Origin of the sequence: Mucilaginibacter sp. SG564, assembly GCF_013149275.1 — a bacterium.
Classification (GTDB): domain Bacteria; phylum Bacteroidota; class Bacteroidia; order Sphingobacteriales; family Sphingobacteriaceae; genus Mucilaginibacter.
This window is the reverse complement of record NZ_JABGNA010000005.1, coordinates 227,850-244,730: the sequence shown is the minus strand read 5'-3', so window position 1 is coordinate 244,730 and position 16,881 is coordinate 227,850. Positions and strand designations below refer to the sequence as shown.

General features: G+C 43.1%; 24 protein-coding genes and 1 pseudogene. 6 read left to right on the top strand and 19 right to left on the bottom strand.

The window, feature by feature from the left end; genetic code table 11:
• Window positions 1-5: 5 nt before the first annotated feature.
• From FHW89_RS13405 to FHW89_RS13390, 4 genes are read right to left on the bottom strand one after another with little or no spacing between them, the layout of a single operon-like run.
• On the bottom strand, window positions 6-1,511 hold the full coding sequence (locus FHW89_RS13405; protein WP_172335561.1) for a DNA polymerase Y family protein: 1,506 nt from the start codon (window positions 1,509-1,511) through the stop codon (window positions 6-8).
• On the bottom strand, window positions 1,504-2,229 hold the full coding sequence (locus FHW89_RS13400; RefSeq protein ID WP_172335560.1) for an ImuA family protein: 726 nt from the start codon (window positions 2,227-2,229) through the stop codon (window positions 1,504-1,506). The genes FHW89_RS13405 and FHW89_RS13400 overlap by 8 nt, the downstream gene beginning before the upstream one ends.
• Entirely contained in the window at window positions 2,226-2,426 is a 201-nt protein-coding gene (locus FHW89_RS13395; protein WP_172335558.1) for a hypothetical protein, read from the bottom strand. Before FHW89_RS13395 ends, FHW89_RS13400 begins: the two co-directional genes overlap by 4 nt.
• Before the next feature lie 10 nt (window positions 2,427-2,436).
• Window positions 2,437-2,586 (bottom strand): hypothetical protein, encoded by a 150-nt coding sequence (locus tag FHW89_RS13390; RefSeq protein WP_172335557.1) that lies wholly within the window; start codon window positions 2,584-2,586, stop codon window positions 2,437-2,439.
• A gap of 88 nt (window positions 2,587-2,674) precedes the next feature.
• Here FHW89_RS13390 and FHW89_RS13385 point away from each other — a divergent pair, with 88 nt between their 5' ends.
• The 3 genes from FHW89_RS13385 to FHW89_RS13375 all read left to right on the top strand — a co-directional run bounded on the left by FHW89_RS13385 (window position 2,675) and on the right by FHW89_RS13375 (window position 4,658).
• On the top strand, window positions 2,675-2,935 hold the full coding sequence (locus FHW89_RS13385) for a hypothetical protein (protein ID WP_172335555.1): 261 nt from the start codon (window positions 2,675-2,677) through the stop codon (window positions 2,933-2,935).
• Window positions 2,936-2,939: 4 nt separating this feature from the next.
• Window positions 2,940-3,551 (top strand): alpha-ketoglutarate-dependent dioxygenase AlkB, encoded by a 612-nt coding sequence (locus FHW89_RS13380; protein ID WP_253952231.1) that lies wholly within the window; start codon window positions 2,940-2,942, stop codon window positions 3,549-3,551.
• A 252-nt stretch (window positions 3,552-3,803) separates the two neighbouring features.
• A complete protein-coding gene (locus tag FHW89_RS13375) occupies window positions 3,804-4,658 on the top strand; it encodes a restriction endonuclease (RefSeq protein ID WP_172335554.1) in 855 nt (284 codons plus the stop codon).
• A 26-nt stretch (window positions 4,659-4,684) separates the two neighbouring features.
• On the opposite strand, the gene FHW89_RS13370 is transcribed toward FHW89_RS13375, so the two are convergent.
• The 6 genes from FHW89_RS13370 to FHW89_RS13345 form a co-directional block, all read right to left on the bottom strand.
• Window positions 4,685-5,290, bottom strand: coding sequence for a hypothetical protein (locus FHW89_RS13370; RefSeq protein WP_172335552.1), 606 nt, complete (start codon window positions 5,288-5,290; stop codon window positions 4,685-4,687).
• 58 nt (window positions 5,291-5,348) lie between these two features.
• Entirely contained in the window at window positions 5,349-5,765 is a 417-nt protein-coding gene (locus FHW89_RS13365; RefSeq protein WP_172335551.1) for a DUF1810 domain-containing protein, read from the bottom strand.
• Window positions 5,758-5,949, bottom strand: coding sequence for a hypothetical protein (locus FHW89_RS13360; protein ID WP_172335549.1), 192 nt, complete (start codon window positions 5,947-5,949; stop codon window positions 5,758-5,760). Before FHW89_RS13360 ends, FHW89_RS13365 begins: the two co-directional genes overlap by 8 nt.
• Before the next feature lie 17 nt (window positions 5,950-5,966).
• Window positions 5,967-6,491 carry a hypothetical protein gene (locus FHW89_RS13355; protein ID WP_172335548.1) on the bottom strand — a complete coding sequence of 175 codons (525 nt, stop codon included), beginning with the start codon at window positions 6,489-6,491 and terminating at the stop codon, window positions 5,967-5,969.
• A 166-nt stretch (window positions 6,492-6,657) separates the two neighbouring features.
• Entirely contained in the window at window positions 6,658-7,431 is a 774-nt protein-coding gene (locus FHW89_RS13350) for a DNA-formamidopyrimidine glycosylase family protein (RefSeq protein WP_172335547.1), read from the bottom strand.
• Window positions 7,432-7,464: 33 nt separating this feature from the next.
• Entirely contained in the window at window positions 7,465-7,710 is a 246-nt protein-coding gene (locus FHW89_RS13345) for a hypothetical protein (RefSeq protein ID WP_172335546.1), read from the bottom strand.
• Window positions 7,711-7,813: 103 nt separating this feature from the next.
• Between FHW89_RS13345 and FHW89_RS13340 the strand changes: the two genes are divergently transcribed.
• Both FHW89_RS13340 and FHW89_RS13335 read left to right on the top strand, forming a co-directional pair.
• Window positions 7,814-8,710, top strand: a complete 897-nt coding sequence (locus FHW89_RS13340; protein WP_172335545.1) for a DUF72 domain-containing protein — start codon at window positions 7,814-7,816, stop codon at window positions 8,708-8,710.
• A gap of 203 nt (window positions 8,711-8,913) precedes the next feature.
• Window positions 8,914-9,357 (top strand): annotated as a pseudogene (locus tag FHW89_RS13335) (Hsp20/alpha crystallin family protein).
• 331 nt (window positions 9,358-9,688) lie between these two features.
• Here FHW89_RS13335 and FHW89_RS13330 read toward each other — a convergent pair.
• From FHW89_RS13330 to FHW89_RS13305, 6 genes are all read right to left on the bottom strand, one after another.
• Entirely contained in the window at window positions 9,689-10,321 is a 633-nt protein-coding gene (locus tag FHW89_RS13330) for a cyclodeaminase/cyclohydrolase family protein (protein ID WP_172335543.1), read from the bottom strand.
• 1 nt (window position 10,322) lies between these two features.
• A complete protein-coding gene (locus FHW89_RS13325) occupies window positions 10,323-11,168 on the bottom strand; it encodes a bifunctional 5,10-methylenetetrahydrofolate dehydrogenase/5,10-methenyltetrahydrofolate cyclohydrolase (RefSeq protein ID WP_172335542.1) in 846 nt (281 codons plus the stop codon).
• Between the two features lie 52 nt (window positions 11,169-11,220).
• Window positions 11,221-12,291 (bottom strand): PA0069 family radical SAM protein, encoded by a 1,071-nt coding sequence (locus FHW89_RS13320; protein WP_172335540.1) that lies wholly within the window; start codon window positions 12,289-12,291, stop codon window positions 11,221-11,223.
• 144 nt (window positions 12,292-12,435) lie between these two features.
• Window positions 12,436-12,717, bottom strand: coding sequence for a DUF1272 domain-containing protein (locus tag FHW89_RS29135; RefSeq protein WP_172335539.1), 282 nt, complete (start codon window positions 12,715-12,717; stop codon window positions 12,436-12,438).
• Between the two features lie 201 nt (window positions 12,718-12,918).
• On the bottom strand, window positions 12,919-13,461 hold the full coding sequence (locus FHW89_RS13310) for a DinB family protein (protein ID WP_172335538.1): 543 nt from the start codon (window positions 13,459-13,461) through the stop codon (window positions 12,919-12,921).
• Between the two features lie 44 nt (window positions 13,462-13,505).
• A complete protein-coding gene (locus FHW89_RS13305; protein WP_172335536.1) occupies window positions 13,506-13,730 on the bottom strand; it encodes a hypothetical protein in 225 nt (74 codons plus the stop codon).
• 718 nt (window positions 13,731-14,448) lie between these two features.
• Here FHW89_RS13305 and FHW89_RS13300 point away from each other — a divergent pair.
• The gene (locus tag FHW89_RS13300; protein WP_172335535.1) at window positions 14,449-15,252 is read left to right on the top strand and encodes an isocitrate lyase/phosphoenolpyruvate mutase family protein; all 804 of its coding nucleotides are present in this window, start codon (window positions 14,449-14,451) and stop codon (window positions 15,250-15,252) included.
• Window positions 15,253-15,492: 240 nt separating this feature from the next.
• Here the strand turns inward: FHW89_RS13300 and FHW89_RS13295 are convergent, their stop codons facing one another.
• From FHW89_RS13295 to FHW89_RS13285, 3 genes are read right to left on the bottom strand one after another with little or no spacing between them, the layout of a single operon-like run.
• Window positions 15,493-15,780, bottom strand: coding sequence for a hypothetical protein (locus FHW89_RS13295; RefSeq protein ID WP_172335534.1), 288 nt, complete (start codon window positions 15,778-15,780; stop codon window positions 15,493-15,495).
• A gap of 1 nt (window position 15,781) precedes the next feature.
• On the bottom strand, window positions 15,782-16,387 hold the full coding sequence (locus FHW89_RS13290) for a sigma-70 family RNA polymerase sigma factor (RefSeq protein ID WP_172335533.1): 606 nt from the start codon (window positions 16,385-16,387) through the stop codon (window positions 15,782-15,784).
• A 54-nt stretch (window positions 16,388-16,441) separates the two neighbouring features.
• Complete coding sequence (locus tag FHW89_RS13285) at window positions 16,442-16,879, bottom strand: thioredoxin fold domain-containing protein (RefSeq protein WP_172335532.1); 438 nt, start codon at window positions 16,877-16,879, stop codon at window positions 16,442-16,444.
• Between the last annotated feature and the right edge of the window lie 2 nt (window positions 16,880-16,881).

Genomic DNA, 16,881 nt, shown 5'->3' with positions numbered 1-16,881 from the left:
GTGTGTTAAGCAAAAAATCCATGTAAATACCAGTGCTGATTGTTTTCCGCGTTATAGTGACCGGAGCGGAAGAGCCAATAACGTCGACCTGCTTCGTCTTCGGCGATGTAGTAGTCGCGGTGTTCGCCCGGTTCCAGCCACCATTCCCGTTCTATACGTTCAGGGCCGTCTGCACCAACAATAATGTGCTGTTCACCTTTCCAGATAAAAAGCTTCGGCGGATAATCAGGCGTCAGCGCCATTGCTTCAATGGGTTCCGGTCTATCGAGTATCTGCATCGGCCGCGGTTTATCGGTGCGCCACTGGCTTTCGGGGGCCTTTTTGATATCGCTATTCAATTTCGGTGTACGTTCGGGCCAGTAATGTTCGCCGGGCAGGTAACGATGGATTGGGGCTGTGCCGATCTGGTTTGCCACGCGGTCGAGTAATTCAGCTACTTCTTCATTGTGGGCGCCACCTTTCGCGGACCATAATTCGCTTTGCTTGTCATTGATCGGCTCGGTTTTCAGGGCATCAAGCGTAAATAGTTCAATCCCGGCAAGACCGGGCGCAACCGTGTCCAGCTTAGTAAAAAAAAGCTTGAACAGATGTAGTACCCGGTTGCTGGAGTGATTGGTACCAATGGTTATATTACCGTTCTTCCCATCGACACGGAACCAGCTGAACATGGCCGAGCGCAGGCCCAGGCCTTCGCCATAAAGCCTTTTGCACAGTTTTTCCAGCAATTCATTCAGTGCGATCTCTATGGCCGGCCTTGTTTTGATGGCTTCCAGACATTCCAGCCGCTCACTGTAGGGAACGGGTTCTTTAAGCGGAAATAAATATTCCGGTTCCTGGCCGAGTGCCTGTTGTAAACGGAGCACCATATCCTTGCCAAAACGTCTGCGAAGTACCGAATTGGGCATATAAATAAAACTGCTAATCTGGTGCAAACCGAGGTTCCGTAGTTTCAGCAATTGATCCATCGGCAGGCGAAGTGCGGAAGGCGGTAGGGTCATCAGCGCATTACGATGAGCGCCGGCAGGAACAATCAGGCCCGAGGCTGCACAGCGCGCTACACCCCAGGCTGCGCCGATGGTATCGGCTATCGCCGGCCGGACGTCATAGCCGATTGTTTTCAGGCGCGAGGCGATTTCCTGCAAATAAGCTTTTTCGCCGCCCTTTAAATGCGTACACCCGGTGACATCTAATAATAAGCCGTCAGGCGGATCAAGCTGCACAAGCGGTGTATACCGCAGGCACCATTCGGCAAGGCCGGTTAGTAATTTTATATTACGGCCGGGTTTGCCGTCAAAAACCAAAAGATCAGGTGCGATCACCCGCGCGTCTGCAACGGTCATGCCCTCTGTTATCCCGTATTTACGAGCTTCCTCGGTTAGTGCCATGATCAGCATGCGTCCATGATCCGGCTCGGCGAAAACATAGGCTTTCCCTTTCAGGCCGGTTTGGTGGATTGCCTTTTGGTCTGTCAGTAAATGCCTGAACCATATGGAAGCAAAGCGCTTAGGCATAACGGCGGTTTGATTCGATGATCTGTGGAACAATAACGGTCTGGAAACTTTGCTTTTTCCATTCAACGGTCCAGTTTCCCGGCCTGCCGTTTCTAACCTTAAGCAATTCGACCTGCCAGCGCGGATGGCCAACACCCGGCATGCCTGGTCTTAACTGGCTGCGCACCGGCCGGATCTGCCAGCGAGTGACGCAGGCAGTGGTATTGGTTTTTTTGACATCCTTTCGCAGTATAAACCCGGTCACATGGCTCTTCTCAACGGCTAAAGCAAGACGTTGCGATTCCGTAAAACTAAGCGCTTTAGTTTCGCAGATCACGGTAGCCACGCCTTCGCACTTCAGTGCTTCCTCGGTCACCCAAAGAACATCTTTTTGCAGCGGTACATCGATAAAAATAACACGGTCCGGATCGACCCCGAACAGTTTCAGCGCTGGCGGATAAATGCGGCGGGTATAGCTGATCCACAGACAGGCCCCGCCGTTGCCTAGTATTTTTTGAACGAGACCGGCAATAAAGCCCCCGCTCGCGGCCGTATCTTCCGGGCTGCTGCTGATAAACTCATGGATAGCACCGGTGGGAAATACCCCATCCGAAAAAGCGGTTGCCACCGGTCCAAGTCCAAGGTCATTACTCGCGCCGGGTTGCTGCGGGCGAAAACCTTCCCAACGGATCATGTCCTGGCGAAGCTGGCTGATAATTTCTTCTTTTGTGGGTTTCATAAATCAGTAAATAAAGAGCGTTTCATGAATTTGTTGAACATACACCGCAGTTTGCGATTATACTGGCGGATAGCATTAGCTATTATTTGAATCTCTTCCGAAGCAAAATCATCTTCGATGCTGAATGCCAGCAAATGTTCAGGGTAATGGACGGCTTCAAAATACGCCTCCGCTTCCTGCGCTATTTCCAACGGCATTATTTGATCCTCAACTTTGAATGTACACCACAGCACGGCGCTTTCCCTCCCTGGCATCATAGCGTATAAAACCTTCGTCATCTGCTAAACGGTCAAGCTGTTCGATATTGATTATCACCGGTTTACCGGCCAGTTCTATTTCTAAATTAAATGGCACCATACTGTCAACATTTTAGGACTATAAAGTTATGCTAATATTTTTAGCATTTCCTTAATGTATTTTACATTTTTTTCTCCACTTTTGTTTTATGAGAAGTAAGTTGTTCGAAGAGCGGCCGAAAACGGCCAAAACAAACGAAGAAAGGTGGGTACGGGTGATGCCGGATAACGGAGATGGCTACCACCTTTATGACGTTTTACAAGAGACTGCTATCGGCCGGATACTGTTTGACTCAGCTGATAACTGGATTTATGACGGTGAGGAATTGACAGTAGAAGAACAGGAGGATGTGGCAGGTTTTATCAGCGGCCACCATAAAGAAATGAATAAATTGATCAACGGCCTATAAGAAGATGATGGAGCAATTGTGTTTTTTTCCCGAGGCGGGACAAAGTAAAGGCCTGCCTAATGATTATTTGGAATACTTTCCGGGCCTGTTCAGCCCACAGGAAGGTGATTTTTTCCTGCAAAAATTTATCGCGGAAACCCCATGGAAACAAACGGTGCAAAAGATGTACGATAAGGAAGTAATTACACCTCGCCTGACCGCGTGGTACGGCGACATCGGTACCGATTACTCTCATCCCGGACGTATATCCAACCCCACGCCCTGGACGCCAGAACTGCTGGCGATCAAAAAAGTGGTTGAACCACTGGCCGGAACCACATTTAACAGCGTTTTGCTGAACTATTATCGGGATGGCAACGATTCCGTTGCCTGGCATAGCGACAAGGAAAGCATTTTGGGCAAGCACCCGGTGATCGCATCGGTTAGCTTTGGCCAAGTCCGTAGTTTTGATATCCGCAGTAAAACGGATCACAGCGAGAAATATTCAGTTCGTTTGGAACATGGGTCGTTCCTGCTGATGAAAAGCGGGTTGCAGGAACGTTGGGAACACCGTATTGCCAAATCCGTTAAACCCATGACACCGCGTGTCAACCTGACCTTCCGGGTGGTGATCTAATGTTAACAGGCCACTATGCCGAATTGATAGCAACGTTTTCAAACGCTGGAATAAAAGAACAAACACGATACTCCTAAATCCGATATTTCGGTTAATTTCAACAGGGGAACAATAAGGATATTTCTCAGAACTGCTGAATTACAGGATTATATTGGATTGTTTAGCTTTATGCTTTGTTCAAATCGCTGATGCCTTTGGAAAATATTCGTCTTTCAACGGCAAAAAATAATCTTAAAAATCCATTTTAAAACGATGTCTAAAAAAAGCGAATTCGACTGGGAGGTTTATGAAGCCATCACGAAATACATCTTTGAGGAGCTCGGTGCCCGGCATGGGATTCAGGTTATAGGTTATGGACGCAATTTTAAGGTCAAAGGAAAATCCGGGCTGCAGCATCAAATCGACGTGCTAACTGAAGTTTTCGATGGGGAGCGAAAATTGCTTACTGCAATCGAATGCAAATACTGGAAGAAAAAAGTAAGCAAGGATACCGTCATGAAGCTTTCCGAGACCATGCAGGATTCAGGTATAGCGAGTGGCATCATCGTCTGTAAAACAGGATTTACCAGGGATACACTAACCTACGCTGAGTACAAAGGGATAAAACTTGTCGAATTGAGGGAAGCCGGGGAACATGATGTTGGCTTCAAAGAGTCGTTCGAAGTTGGAACCCTGGATGTTCATGTCAATATGATGGTTTCACGCGCTAACGTCACTAGCATTGATTTTGGCAGCCGAACTATCGCTGGTGAAGATGAAATAATGCGGATGTACTACGTCAATTTGGAGGATGCTTATGGAAAGGTAACTCCTTTTAGTAAGTACCTGGCGGCATTTTCGAGCGAACTGGAAAGTCGAGGAAAACTGCTGGAGACTACTACGATAGATTTTCCACTCACTTGCGAACTGTTCTGGAAGCTGCCGAAGGAGGAAATCACTGTCGAAAAGGTATCGATCACCGGATTTTTTACAAAGTCAGATAGAAGTTCCAAAAGATCGTTTCTATTAACCGATCAAATATGGATGATCATGAAAGAAATATTCGATAAGAGGAATATGGCCCTGTCAAAGAGCGGATTGATATGGAATTTAGCTCCAGACTGCTAAGATGCTGCTTCGAGTTCAATACGGAATCAGGTATTCGCTTTTATCCGACGAAAGATTTCCTCCAGCAAGTCACGGTCGTAGATATCGCCACCCGTAATTTCCCAGTCTTCTTCCATGAGTTCGATCTGGGCGGCTGGCTCGCCGTTGATCAGTACAATAAAATGGCCTTCCATTTCCTCCAACCGGATGTGGCTAACGACCTGGTCCCGGCCATATTTGAAGGTCAACGATATTTCCTGCTGATGCTCAGGTTTCGGCATAATGATACCATTGGCAACTTGCTGTTGTTTTCCCGCGGCAAAATCCTGTATGCAATCCACGATTTGCCAAACCTCGTCTTCCACCAGTTGATTGCCCTCGTATTTCCATTCAAATAAACCGATGCCTTTAAAATGGAGTTCACCTAAATAACCCGGGTTAGCATCCCCGATAAGTTCAAGGCTCTCCACATAACGCTCCCGTAAAGCATCAGCATCGAATAGATCGCTGTCGAATTCCGGAAAGCCACGATAAAGCTGAAATGTGCCGGTGGGTACCAGTTCATGATCCACCTCAATTAGCAAAGGGGCAGCCTCGACAATATCCCAGGTATTATCGGCCCTTTTGATTTGCAAATTGATCGGATTTGTCATAGCCAAATTTATAAAAAGGATTTTACCTGCTAACGGCTTGACCGTTAAAAGATATATTCTACAAAAGCTGTAGCGTTGCCTTGTCCGGTTCTCCGTGGAAATATTTTTTCAAGACTGCTGAAAAAACCGGATCGGCTCCCGGTACCTGCGCAAAAAGGGTCATGGATGAACGAAGCTTGAGATCATCCGGACTGCCCATCACCTCGTTTGCATTATTGGTGCTCAGCTGAAGCAGGACATGCGAAATCTCGATGAGCCTTTTGCCTAATACCGGATGTTCGAGGTAAGCCGCCGCTTCAGGTAAATTATTGATGGCGAAACGCTTTGACATTTCACTAAAGCCCAGGCCCGCGATCTGGGGAAAAATATACCAAATCCAGTGGCTGCGTTTATGACCTGCTTTTATCTCTGTTAATGCAATGGCATAATCCCGTTGCTGGGCATCTAAAAAACGTTTCAAACTATCGCTACTCATCTTTTGCTTTCTTCTTTTGCAAATTGGCGAAGTGTGCCCGCGCCTGTTTAAGTCCGGTGGCAATCGCTTCGCCCTCGTTACCGGTAGTTTTTAACACTTCGTTGGCTATCTCGGTCGCCTTATCCCGAATCTTCTTCGGTTGGTTCTTATATGAGGGCGGGTAATCTCCGTTATACCATGGCATAATTCTTCCTCCTGCTTTTATTCAAATTTTGCTTCAATCGCTTGTTTTACAGAAACGAAAACATCTTCTTCCAACGGCTCACCGCTGATTTGCTGCCATTCGCCAAGGTGCCGAATTTCCGCGATCACTTTGCCATCATAGGCGACAGTATAGCTGCATTCCCGCGCTGTTACTTCAAAACTATTCATTCCCCCATGATAGAATGCCTGCACATAAAAGCTCGCTGGCGATTCGTCTTTATCCTCCAACCGCTGGATATGATCAGCAATCTGTGATTGCTCCTCGTTATCCAGGAAATCTCCAAGATAAACCCATTCATATTTATTGTCCTGTTTGTGAGCGAATGACCCGATATCCGTAGTGTCGCCGGGATTATCCTCTGTATACTCACCAGCCGGGTCGTTGTGGCGCGTGGCCTGCAATTGGTAAACACCGGTATAAACGTATTTGCCGCCCTCATGATAGGATACAGGCTCAATTTCGACGTACAGCTTCGTTCCGTCGGTGCGTGTCAATTCGAGTGACGATGTAGCAATGACCATATTATTGATTGTTAACTCCTAATAAGACAACGCTCCTTAGTCTTTGTTTGTCGCACGGTAAACTCGGTACCATTGGCATACTCATTTCGAGAAACCTTTGCTGACAGCCGCCAGGAATGATGGCATTGTCCGGAGGCAGGTTTCATGCCCACAGACGAGACAGCGTTTATTCAAAGAGTTCCTGACTTGCCGTGTAATAAGTTTTCCGTGAATTGATTTCAGCTTTCAGAATAGCCTCGCCGGCCGGCGTCACCTGGTGCTTAGGCAAATGCACCTGCAAGAAATCGCGTTCCTTCTCTGTAATGGTATCAGGGAATAGGCTTGAAATATGGCTTTCGGCGTCTGCTAAGACCGTGTTTATCGCATTGATGATGACGTCAACTTTGTCTTCAGGGATTTTATTTGCTTTGGAAAATGGCGAGACCTTTGCTGCATAAAGGATTTCGTCAACATAGGCGTTGCCGATGCCCCGCACCACCTTTCCTTCCGTTAAAACCGTTTTGATAGGATGGGAATTGCCTTTTAACGCTGTGGTAAGATAACCGTCCGGAATGCTTAACGCGTCAGGAACCTTTGTAGGCTTCGGGTCGAGCGTTAATATGACTGCTTTTTGCCAGTCTGTTATAGCTAATCCCGTACCATCCGAAAACAGAAGCTCAGCGATTGTAAACCTGTTTTCATTCTTACCGTCGTACCAATACATCGTTCCATGCAGCATCAAATGGAGGCCCAATACATGCCCGTTTTCAAACGCAAAATGTAATTCTTTACCTTCCCTGGTGATAGCTGTGAGCTTTTGGCCTTCGAAGGCATCTTTAAGATCAGCTTCCGGTACTTTGAGTTTCCTGGGGACCAGGATGTTGATCTCACTAAGCGTTTTACCTGTAAGCCGCTTACGAAGATTTTTACCGAATATGTTTAAATCTGGAATTTCTGGCATATGATAGCTATAAATGATTGGTTGCTGCTTACTTTAATTATAGTGACTTTCGATTCTTTGCCCGATTTCGTCGATGATACTTTGTGGCAATATTACCCCTGACGCCTGAATCCAATTGAATTGGTCTGTGTGTTCGACAGACGCCATCCACAATCCATTAAAAAATATTTCATAACTCCGCTCAGTCATGCTCGCCTCACAATAAATCATTTCATCACCGTAAACTATCCCGAATCCAATAACAGGGTTTGCCATTGCTGCTAAAATAAAAATTTGCATCTATAATTACTATTGCTAATCGTTGAACTCTGATGCACCACGCACGATTTAATTATAAACAAGTCCATGTACAACTTGTGTTTTTTACTGTTTACTTTGCAATATGGAATTTGGCAGAGTTGACTCATTAGAACTTTCGGAAATTGAATTTGGGCTACCGGTTGATTCGGAATTAACCAATAAAACCCTTTTGGAATCGAACGGTAATGATGGTCTAAATATTTACGTTGGATGTCCGAGATGGGGAAATAAGGGATGGATCGGCCGGGTTTATCCTCCTAAAACAAATGAAAAACAGTTTCTCAATGAGTACAGTAAACAATTTAACTCGATTGAACTGAACGCTACATTTTACAGTATTCCCAAACCGGAGGATGTGAAAAGATGGAAAGACCAAGTCAGCGACAGACCGGACTTTAAGTTTTGTCCGCGATTTCCTCAGGCAATCACCCATATCAGGCGGCTAAAAAATGCAGAGGTACAGACAGCGCAGTTCTATGAATCAATAAAAGGATTTGGTGATAAACTTGGCGCATTAATGTTACAACTGGGAGACAACTTCAGTCCTAAAAGCTTTGACAACTTGAAACCTTATCTGGAAACTTTGCCTCAGGACATCCCGGTGTTCCTCGAGGTTCGCCATAAGGATTGGTTCAGGGATCAGGAAACCAGACAAAATCTGTTTTATACAATGCATGACTTAAAGATCGGTGCTGTGATAACTGACACTGCAGGCCGGCGGGATTGTGCGCATATGGAGCTAACAACGCCCCGCACTATGATTCGTTTTGTGGGTAACAATCTGCACCCAACTGATTACGCGCGTGCCGATGAATGGGTAAAAAGAATCAAAAGCTGGAAGGAAAAAGGCTTAAGGACGCTTTGGTTTTTTGTACACCAGTTAGATGAAAACAACAGTCCTGAGATGTGCGAGTATGTTATTGGAGAATTGAATAAAGAGTTGGGTACAAATCTCAGACCTCCAAGATTAATAAAATAGGCAGTAAGTACTAACGTTCCTACAAAGCATTTGAACAATTATAAGTTGAAATTCTGACATTTGCCAGCTGAAAATTTTTCTTTTTTTCCGTAATTTTTTTCAGTTTGGCGGGTTATTTTGTCAATGACATGGAGCTTGAAATAAGCTCGTTTGTTTAATTAATGATAAGTTTTAATCATTATTAATTTAAGGAGGACAGACCTATGACACTGGTTAAATTTAATTCCGACGAACGTAACAACGGTTCGTCATTGCCAGGCTTTAGCGACGTATTTGATTCTATTTTAAGCGACACCTTTTTTAGTGATAGTCTGACTCCGCGCGTACCTGCCGCAAATATCAGCGAAACAGAAGACCACTTCCATGTGGAACTGGCTGCACCTGGTTTGAAAAAAGAAAATTTTAAGCTAAATCTGGACCGCGATGCGCTGAATATCTCAGTAGGACAGCATCCGGAAGATTACAATCAGCAAAAAAACTACAGTAAACGCGAATACAGCTACGTATCCTGAGTACGTTCATTCACGTTGCCCGAAAGCGCCAATGCAGAGAACATAGAGGCAACTTATACCGATGGCATATTGAAGATCGATATCGCAAAACGCGAAGAAGCGAAAATGGAGCGTCGCCAGATCGAAATTAAGTAACTATTTTACAAGCTTGAAGTTGTTGAAAGGCCTCGCTCGCACGCGGGGCCTTTTCGGCATTAATAGTTTTTATAATAATAATCTTACGGAAGATCGGCTTTCGTTGCTGCTCAGTTTGAAAACTCCAGCCGGACGTCAGACGCTTTTTTGTGATGAGGCATCGCGTATTAGTAACTCGCAAACAGATCAGGCGGGAACCTAGTCGGTTTGTATGTTTTTAATTACGTTTAATAAACTCTTATCACGTTGATCGTAAATATCAATAAATCTAAGCTAAGCGAGGCACCTTACCGAGTCGGCCGGAAAGAAACATTCACATTTGAGATACGATTTAGGGGCGCAGGATATTTTTCACCTCATCCCAAATTATTGCGTAGATATCCGTACCAGCGTCGAGCAATTCGATCTTTTTAATGTTATAAGCCTTTTTTAATAAGTCATCTTTAACGCTCGAAAGATTAATATCAACGTTTAACAATACCGCACTAAGGCTTGCATTTAAAAGAGTTATCCCGGCCCCAATATCACTTATTACTTCTTTTTTTATAAATTCCAAAAGACGTTTTGCCAGTTTCATACCTTTCACAATTTCAGTCGCGGCTTCTAAGGGAGATTCAGTGGCCAACTTTACTGCTGCCTGAATCGCTTCTTTTCGAACTTGCCTTTCTTCGTCATTATTTTTAGGAAGCTTCAGAGCGAACATATAACGATTGAAAACCTCAACATCTTTGTCTGCATATAGTGATAAACATTCTGACGCTTTTTTGGCCTCTGTAATTAAATTCTCAAGCCCCGTTGAGGAATTATTTTTCTTCGAAATTTCAGCTGCCATGATAACTAATGACAGGCCTAAAGTCGCTGACACCACGCTTATTGATCCCCCACCTGGTGTGGGGGAATCACTTGCCACATTTCTTATCAGCTCATGCAGCGTGTTACCTAAAAGAGAAATCGACTTTTCCATTTTATTTGTTTTGCAACTTTACTGCTTTAATTAAATTTTTGAATATCAAAGTACTTGTTACGACTCCGACACCACCGGGAACAGGTGTATAAGTTTTAACTTTATCGTAAGTTGTAGGGGAAACGTCACCCACAAGTTTACCATTCAAAAAATTAATACCTGCATCAATTACAATTTGATTTTTTTGCAAATGAGTTTCATCAATTGCGTATGGCTTACCTATCGCCACGAATACGATTTCACAATCCTTAAGTTGATCGCGTAAGTTCACGGTTTTCGTATGGCAAACTACGACGGTAGCGCTGCGATTAATTAACATGTTAAAAAGAGGGCGTCCAACAGTCCGTCCACGGCCAATCACTGCAACTTTTTTCCCTATAAGTTCAGTTTCCAGTTCTGCCAAAGCTATACATCCTTGTGGCGTGGCTGGTAGTATAGCGTGACTTTCATCTCCCATAGCAATCAGACCAAGATTAGAAGCACTCAGTCCATCAATGTCTTTTATCGGATTAATCGAATTTAATGCTAGATCAGAAGTTATATTTTTATTTAAGGGAAATTCTAAAAGAATCCCGTGATTATTATTATCGTTGTTAAGACTTTCAATCAAGGTTAAAATTCGTAAATCGTTTGCGTTTGCCCCTATGTTTTCGACTTCGTACTTAATACCCAATTCAACGGCCACTTTACTTTTGTTGTAAGCGTAATTTATAGCCGCCGGATCATCAGTTGCCAGGACAACTGTCATTTTAGGGAAAATGCCCCGCGATTTTAACTCGTTGACATCATTAGCTATCTCTTGTTTAAATTTGACTGACAAGTCCTTGCCACTTCGTTTTGCTCCCATCTATTTTGCTTTTTTGGTATCTCTGATTTATTGGTTGATGCACTCGATAAATCTAAAAAAGAGAAGTTTGCTGCCCGTATTTTGGAATAAATAAGGTATGATCCAACTGCGGTGCTTTGTTCTGACCGATATACCTATTAACTGATAAGTTGAATAACTGGTGAATTGCTTCTGCCACATGTCCGTCGCCTTTCATGCGACGACCAAACTGGCTGTCATTTAAGTAACCCCCGTGACATTCGCGAATCTGATTCAGTATTTTTTCAGCACGATCAGGAAAGGCTTTGTGAATCCAGTCCGTGAATATTTCAGCAACAGATCCATTCAGCCTAATCAAAGTAAACAATGCAGAAGTCGCTCCTTTACCGGCGGCAGCTTTGATAATCTCCGGTATCTCATTGCTGTTTAAACCAGGGATTATCGGCGCTATCATGACGCGAACGGGAATACCGGAATTTGATAATTTTTGAATCACATTTAAACGACCCGCACCTGTTACGGTTCGTGGTTCTAACTTCTGACGAATTTGTTCATCAAGCGTGGTAATTGAAATATTCACTTTAACTAAATTCATTTTGCCAAGGTCTGTCAGAAGATCAAGGTCGCGCAAAATCAAGTTATTTTTTGTGATCAGACTTACCGGGTTTCGATACTTTAAAAGCACTTTCAAAAGTTCTCGCGTTATACCGAGCTTTCGTTCGATTGGCTGGTAGCAATCCGTATTCCCCGATAATTCAATAGTTACCGGCACATAATTCTTACGATTAAGATATTGCTCCAGAAGCTCCGGAGCATTCCGTTTTAAGATGATTTTTCTTTCAAAGTCAAGACCTGCGCTAAATCCATAATATTCGTGTGAGTTACGGGCATAGCAATATATACAGCCATGTTCGCAACCTTGATACGGGTTCACCGCATACATGTCGCCAAGATCGGGGCTGTGGGTTTCACTCACAATCTGTTTCGCAGATTCCTCGTAAAATTGAGTGGCCGAATTTTCCAACATTGGCTCATCCAAGCCCTCTATATGATCCTGAACATATTTATTTGACAGGAACTTATTCAGCGTGTTGAGCTGAGAACCCCGGCCTTTTAAATAATCGAATTTATCTTCCTCATTCATAAATCACCTTTCGAATTCTGATAGGACGCCGCCGAAACATATACCAAAGAGTCAACGACGGTTTAATACAACGCATTAAATATGGCGGACCGAACGACCCCGCAAACGTCGGATTTTTAAGACTGCTTCAAATGCGGTAGCATCCTAACGCTGACGCGGATCTAAATCCTTATACCTTTTATAATATTTGTTAACGGTCACCGGATGAGACACCAGGTCCTGTCTGACAGGGTGCACCGCGAGCAGTCGTTTTGGCCGTGTCGGCCTTTTTTCGAAGCCTCCGCCACAGTTTGGACAAACATTGTACAGCACATTCTCTACGCAATCCGTACAATATGTGCATTCATAAGTGCAAATCATCGCCTCACTACTTTCATTTGGCAAGGGCTTTCCGCAATTTTCACAGGATTGTCTTATTTCAAGCATGATTTTTTTATAACGTCAATCAATCGGTTAATTTGAGTGAATAATTAGTGACGAAGGTTCTTTTCCAACTAACGTCTAAATCAATTCTTCGATGCCATTTTATTCGCCACCCCGGCTTTATAAAGGGGGAATAAATTGGCCGATATCTCAAAGTCAGAAACCTAAATCCCGACAGCGTATTAGTCGTTGCTCGGTTCGGTACTAACCAATATTTTTCCTCGGCACTTCAAATGGTGACGGCATCAAGTACAATTGTCCAAGGTGATGCTCTAAATGCAGAACCCTGTTTAATAAAACGCTCAATTTGGTCCTTGACGGATCGGCTTCGAACGCTTCTGGGGAAACCAATTCATGCTTGTCCATCCAGGCGTCAAGCGGAATTTGTGCAAATTGCTTTCGTAATTCCGAATTGACATGTCTGAATTTATCCAGGAGTTGAGGGATCCCAGGCAGGTCACCATCTGGATAAGCCCGGTCTGCGCTAAAATACAAATCCAGCAATTCTGGATATAAAGCTGAACCCAACCCCAGGAAGTTAAAAAGCTCATCATTTGCCACGACTAGGTGGCCTAATAAATAACTTGCCCGGTTCTTTCCTGGTGCAACCTCTCTCTGAAAGAAGTCCGTATCGTAGGAGGTGAAAAATTTAACCACGCTACCATTATATTTCTCAAATTTTTGGAAAATTAGATTGATAGCTTTCTCATATAGAGTTTGTAACAATTTGTCTGAGGTATTTTTCATTTTTTGATAATTTAAAACTTAAATATCAATGACCGTTTGGTCATTCATCGTTTCTTAATATTTGATTTTGCATCTAGCAGCGCGGTGTCAACTAATGTTTCTACGTCCGCTTCTCTGCCTTCTATCTTTGCCAGGCGGGTATTTTCACTGGTAACCTGTAACTTCAAGTTGGACAGCTCATCTTTAAGCTGAAGGATTTCTTTTTTCATAGGAGCTAGTTTTGCTTCTATCATTTTTTCAAATTGGTCCATGGTTTCTTGTGGAGTCATTTTTTTGTGTTTTATTTCTTACTTTTTTTTAACCGACTGATCATCTGTAATACAACACAGAACGTGCTTGACGCACGTTGATTAGACAACCAAATTTTTTTTTGTGACAGAAAAAAAATTGGCTGTCTAATTAGTGTTTCGCTATCCGCACCAAAGGGGTCAGCGGGCATAATGACTGCCTATCGAGTAGCAATTTTGGAAGTTTGTTTTTCAGGAGAAAGGACCAAGTGATGCCGGTGTCCTTATTTTTTTGGCTTTTACGAAAAATTAAAACGATTTGCTCCAATTACGCATATGTGCTGTTTAGGAAAAATTCCAGTTTCTGGACATCAAAAATGTCATTATATCATTACTCTCGTGGCGTGAAAAGGGGCTAATAGCCTTAGAATTATCAACAATGCTTCTTTTGTTTTCTCGTTCGTGCTCATTAAGCTTTAAAACTTTTCATCTACAGCAAATCTTCCTGTGCTTTTTGTGAACGCCGGTAAGTTGTCACATTTATGAAAAATAGGTTCTAATTGCTGAGAAACTAAAATAAATCAATAAACCAGTGCCAAATTCAATTTTTGTAACAGATGCGCCGTTACCAGGATTTTAAAAATGAGTATCGAGGTCTCGATCATCGTCTCACTTTGTCTACCCGTCGGCCATTAGCTTGGCGAGGGAAACATTGTCGAGGATAAATTCAATTATAAAACAACCTTTAAATATATATATCATGAACAAACTGGAAACATTTTTTAACTTACATCAACAGGACAAGCCTTTAATTTTGCCAAATGCCTGGGACGCAGCTAGCGCTCGCATTATAGAAGATCAGGGTGCATTAGCAATCGCTACAACAAGTGCCGGCGTTGCCTGGGGACTTGGACATCGTGACGGGCACATTTTGCCGGTTAGCCTACTGGCTCAAGTCGCTCAAAGTATTACTCGCGTGATCAAAATACCGCTATCGATTGATTTTGAAAATGGTTACAGTGACAACGCCAAAGTTGTTGCAGAAAACATTAAGGCATTACTGGATGCAGGGATTGTCGGGATTAACCTGGAAGATGGTCGGGATTCCCCGGATGTTCTGTCCGCCAAAATATCTGCTATTAAAAGCGTGGTGGAAAGCCGGGGCTCAAGACTTTTTATCAATGCAAGAACTGATGTTTACCTGGCTGGCTTGGTCCCGGCAGAAGAAGCGGTAAATGAAGTAATCAAACGTGCGAAACTTTATAAAGATGCGGGTGCTGACGGCCTTTTTGTTCCGGTTATTACAGATGAAGGCGAAATCGCGCAAATCGCACAAAATGTTTCATTGCCCTTAAATGTTATGGCGATGCCCGGTTTAGGTAATGCTGACGAGTTAGGGGCATTAGGCGTAAAGAGGTTAAGTGCAGGGGCATGGATCACCCAGATCGCATTTCAAACTACCGCTAAACTCGCAAAAGCATTTCTTACCGAAGGAGATTCAGCAGTTTTTGAAGAAGACGCAATGTCAGGTGCAATGCTTCAAGAACTTTTCGCTGATAAATAATAAAATTCATAAAGCTATAATGCAATAAGCATTATAGCTTTATGATATAATTTCAAACGTTTATATAGTGCTTTTGGTAAAAATATATAAATATGAATTCCTTCAATATATATTTAATAAAAAGTAGTTTTACCAACAGCGAAATCAATTCTTCCACTTTTTTTGCCAATTAAACCTAAAGGAGTTTTAGGCCCTAAATATTAAATTTAATTGCTTACCAAATGGCATCCTTCGGATAAATCAATTATTATCCAGTTTAGCTGCAATTTTTTGTTTCAATTTTTCTTTGAACTCGTGGTTCAGGTTAGCTTCATCCTTTTGAGTGTTAAAAAGCTGCCGGATCATGCGATTGATCAGAATACTTTGCTGTTCGTAAACGCGGCAGATATAACAACCTGTAAGGTGAAATTGCAATTCCATTTTTTCTCTGACAGTCAGTTCAATTTCTTGCTGTTTTTCGATTAAAAGCGTCGCTTTCCTGCAATTATAAGCGATCCGTTCTTCCTCCGTTTTTAGTTCTTTTTTCATCTCACATCCAATTCTTCTGTAAACAAGATCTCAAGTTGACTTTTGCACGATGGATGATCACCCAATAGTTAGCCGAAGTGATCCTGAGTTTTTCGCAGATGAAACCCGTTTCTTCTTCGTCCAAATGCTTCAATTTGAAAACAGACATCCACAACGACGGAAGTTTAAACAGGCACTTTCGTAAAACATTCATAAATTCCTTATTATGGAGCGCGTCTTCGTCTTCAACGCCAAAAGGTGCCGGCCAATGCTTTTTTTTCCAGTTGTTCAAATCGGGGTCGAAAAACTCCGGTTCATCTTCGACAGAGCCTATACGCATTTCACCGCTTAAAGCGTTGGCCCTTTTGCGATAGGTATCAACGATCTTATTTTTCAGGATGGCGGTTAACCAGGAACGTATGGAACTTTCCGCCCGGAAAAGATTTGATTTTTCTAGAGCGGATAAAAATGTATCCTGCACCAAGTCCTGCGCCAACGCTTCGTCGTTTAGCCTTTTCAACGCAAAATTATACAGGTAGTCAGCATATTCATCTACCCATTTTGCTGGATTAAGTTCTTCATAATTTGCACGTTCCGTTATATTATTCACAATTATTTCATCACGCATGGCATCAAAGCTCAATTTTATATTTTAAATAAGACAAATCCATTAGATCTCGGGTCATAATTTAATGGACTCCGCGGCCTTTAGCAAAGATTTAGCTTCGACAAAACCCTCAATTCTGGTAATGATCTTTCCATCTTCATCTATAAACAACAATGTTGGATAATTATTAACGTTATAGTGTTCGGCAAATTTCTCACCGTCTCCTTTTTCTACATCAATGGAAATATTTATAAAATGGGAGTTGCAGTAAGCCGATAAAGCCTTATCCTTGAAGGTGTTCTGTTTAAGCTGCTGGCAGGGCGCACACCATACCGCGTAGGCATCAACAAAAACAGGCTTATGCTGTTGTTTCGCCGCTGATAAGGCAGCGTCAAGATTACCTTCTTTAAAAAGAATTTCGTTCCTTTTGCAAAGCTGCTGAGCGTAACTATAGCCGTTCAGCAGCAAGATCAAGGCGCATACAAGCCCTGGATATTTCCGATTAAAAATCATTG

Bases quoted from the DNA above. Each gene is read 5' to 3' on its own strand.
- FHW89_RS13365 (WP_172335551.1), bottom strand. From the start codon at position 5,765: ATGAGTAGCGATAGTTTGAAACGTTTTTTAGATGCCCAGCAACGGGAT.
- FHW89_RS13285 (WP_172335532.1), bottom strand. From the start codon at position 16,879: ATGATTTTTAATCGGAAATATCCAGGGCTTGTATGCGCCTTGATCTTG.
- FHW89_RS13300 (WP_172335535.1), top strand. From the start codon at position 14,449: ATGAACAAACTGGAAACATTTTTTAACTTACATCAACAGGACAAGCCT.
- FHW89_RS13395 (WP_172335558.1), bottom strand. From the start codon at position 2,426: ATGCCGTTGGAAATAGCGCAGGAAGCGGAGGCGTATTTTGAAGCCGTC.
- FHW89_RS13340 (WP_172335545.1), top strand. From the start codon at position 7,814: ATGGAATTTGGCAGAGTTGACTCATTAGAACTTTCGGAAATTGAATTT.
- FHW89_RS13390 (WP_172335557.1), bottom strand. From the start codon at position 2,586: ATGGTGCCATTTAATTTAGAAATAGAACTGGCCGGTAAACCGGTGATA.
- FHW89_RS13355 (WP_172335548.1), bottom strand. From the start codon at position 6,491: ATGGTCATTGCTACATCGTCACTCGAATTGACACGCACCGACGGAACG.
- FHW89_RS13350 (WP_172335547.1), bottom strand. From the start codon at position 7,431: ATGCCAGAAATTCCAGATTTAAACATATTCGGTAAAAATCTTCGTAAG.
- FHW89_RS13310 (WP_172335538.1), bottom strand. From the start codon at position 13,461: ATGAAAAATACCTCAGACAAATTGTTACAAACTCTATATGAGAAAGCT.
- FHW89_RS13325 (WP_172335542.1), bottom strand. From the start codon at position 11,168: ATGGGAGCAAAACGAAGTGGCAAGGACTTGTCAGTCAAATTTAAACAA.
- FHW89_RS13290 (WP_172335533.1), bottom strand. From the start codon at position 16,387: ATGCGTGATGAAATAATTGTGAATAATATAACGGAACGTGCAAATTAT.
- FHW89_RS29135 (WP_172335539.1), bottom strand. From the start codon at position 12,717: ATGCTTGAAATAAGACAATCCTGTGAAAATTGCGGAAAGCCCTTGCCA.
- FHW89_RS13360 (WP_172335549.1), bottom strand. From the start codon at position 5,949: ATGCCATGGTATAACGGAGATTACCCGCCCTCATATAAGAACCAACCG.
- FHW89_RS13295 (WP_172335534.1), bottom strand. From the start codon at position 15,780: ATGAAAAAAGAACTAAAAACGGAGGAAGAACGGATCGCTTATAATTGC.
- FHW89_RS13330 (WP_172335543.1), bottom strand. From the start codon at position 10,321: ATGGAAAAGTCGATTTCTCTTTTAGGTAACACGCTGCATGAGCTGATA.
- FHW89_RS13400 (WP_172335560.1), bottom strand. From the start codon at position 2,229: ATGAAACCCACAAAAGAAGAAATTATCAGCCAGCTTCGCCAGGACATG.
- FHW89_RS13405 (WP_172335561.1), bottom strand. From the start codon at position 1,511: ATGCCTAAGCGCTTTGCTTCCATATGGTTCAGGCATTTACTGACAGAC.
- FHW89_RS13305 (WP_172335536.1), bottom strand. From the start codon at position 13,730: ATGACTCCACAAGAAACCATGGACCAATTTGAAAAAATGATAGAAGCA.
- FHW89_RS13380 (WP_253952231.1), top strand. From the start codon at position 2,940: ATGATGGAGCAATTGTGTTTTTTTCCCGAGGCGGGACAAAGTAAAGGC.
- FHW89_RS13370 (WP_172335552.1), bottom strand. From the start codon at position 5,290: ATGACAAATCCGATCAATTTGCAAATCAAAAGGGCCGATAATACCTGG.
- FHW89_RS13320 (WP_172335540.1), bottom strand. From the start codon at position 12,291: ATGAATGAGGAAGATAAATTCGATTATTTAAAAGGCCGGGGTTCTCAG.
- FHW89_RS13375 (WP_172335554.1), top strand. From the start codon at position 3,804: ATGTCTAAAAAAAGCGAATTCGACTGGGAGGTTTATGAAGCCATCACG.
- FHW89_RS13345 (WP_172335546.1), bottom strand. From the start codon at position 7,710: ATGCAAATTTTTATTTTAGCAGCAATGGCAAACCCTGTTATTGGATTC.
- FHW89_RS13385 (WP_172335555.1), top strand. From the start codon at position 2,675: ATGAGAAGTAAGTTGTTCGAAGAGCGGCCGAAAACGGCCAAAACAAAC.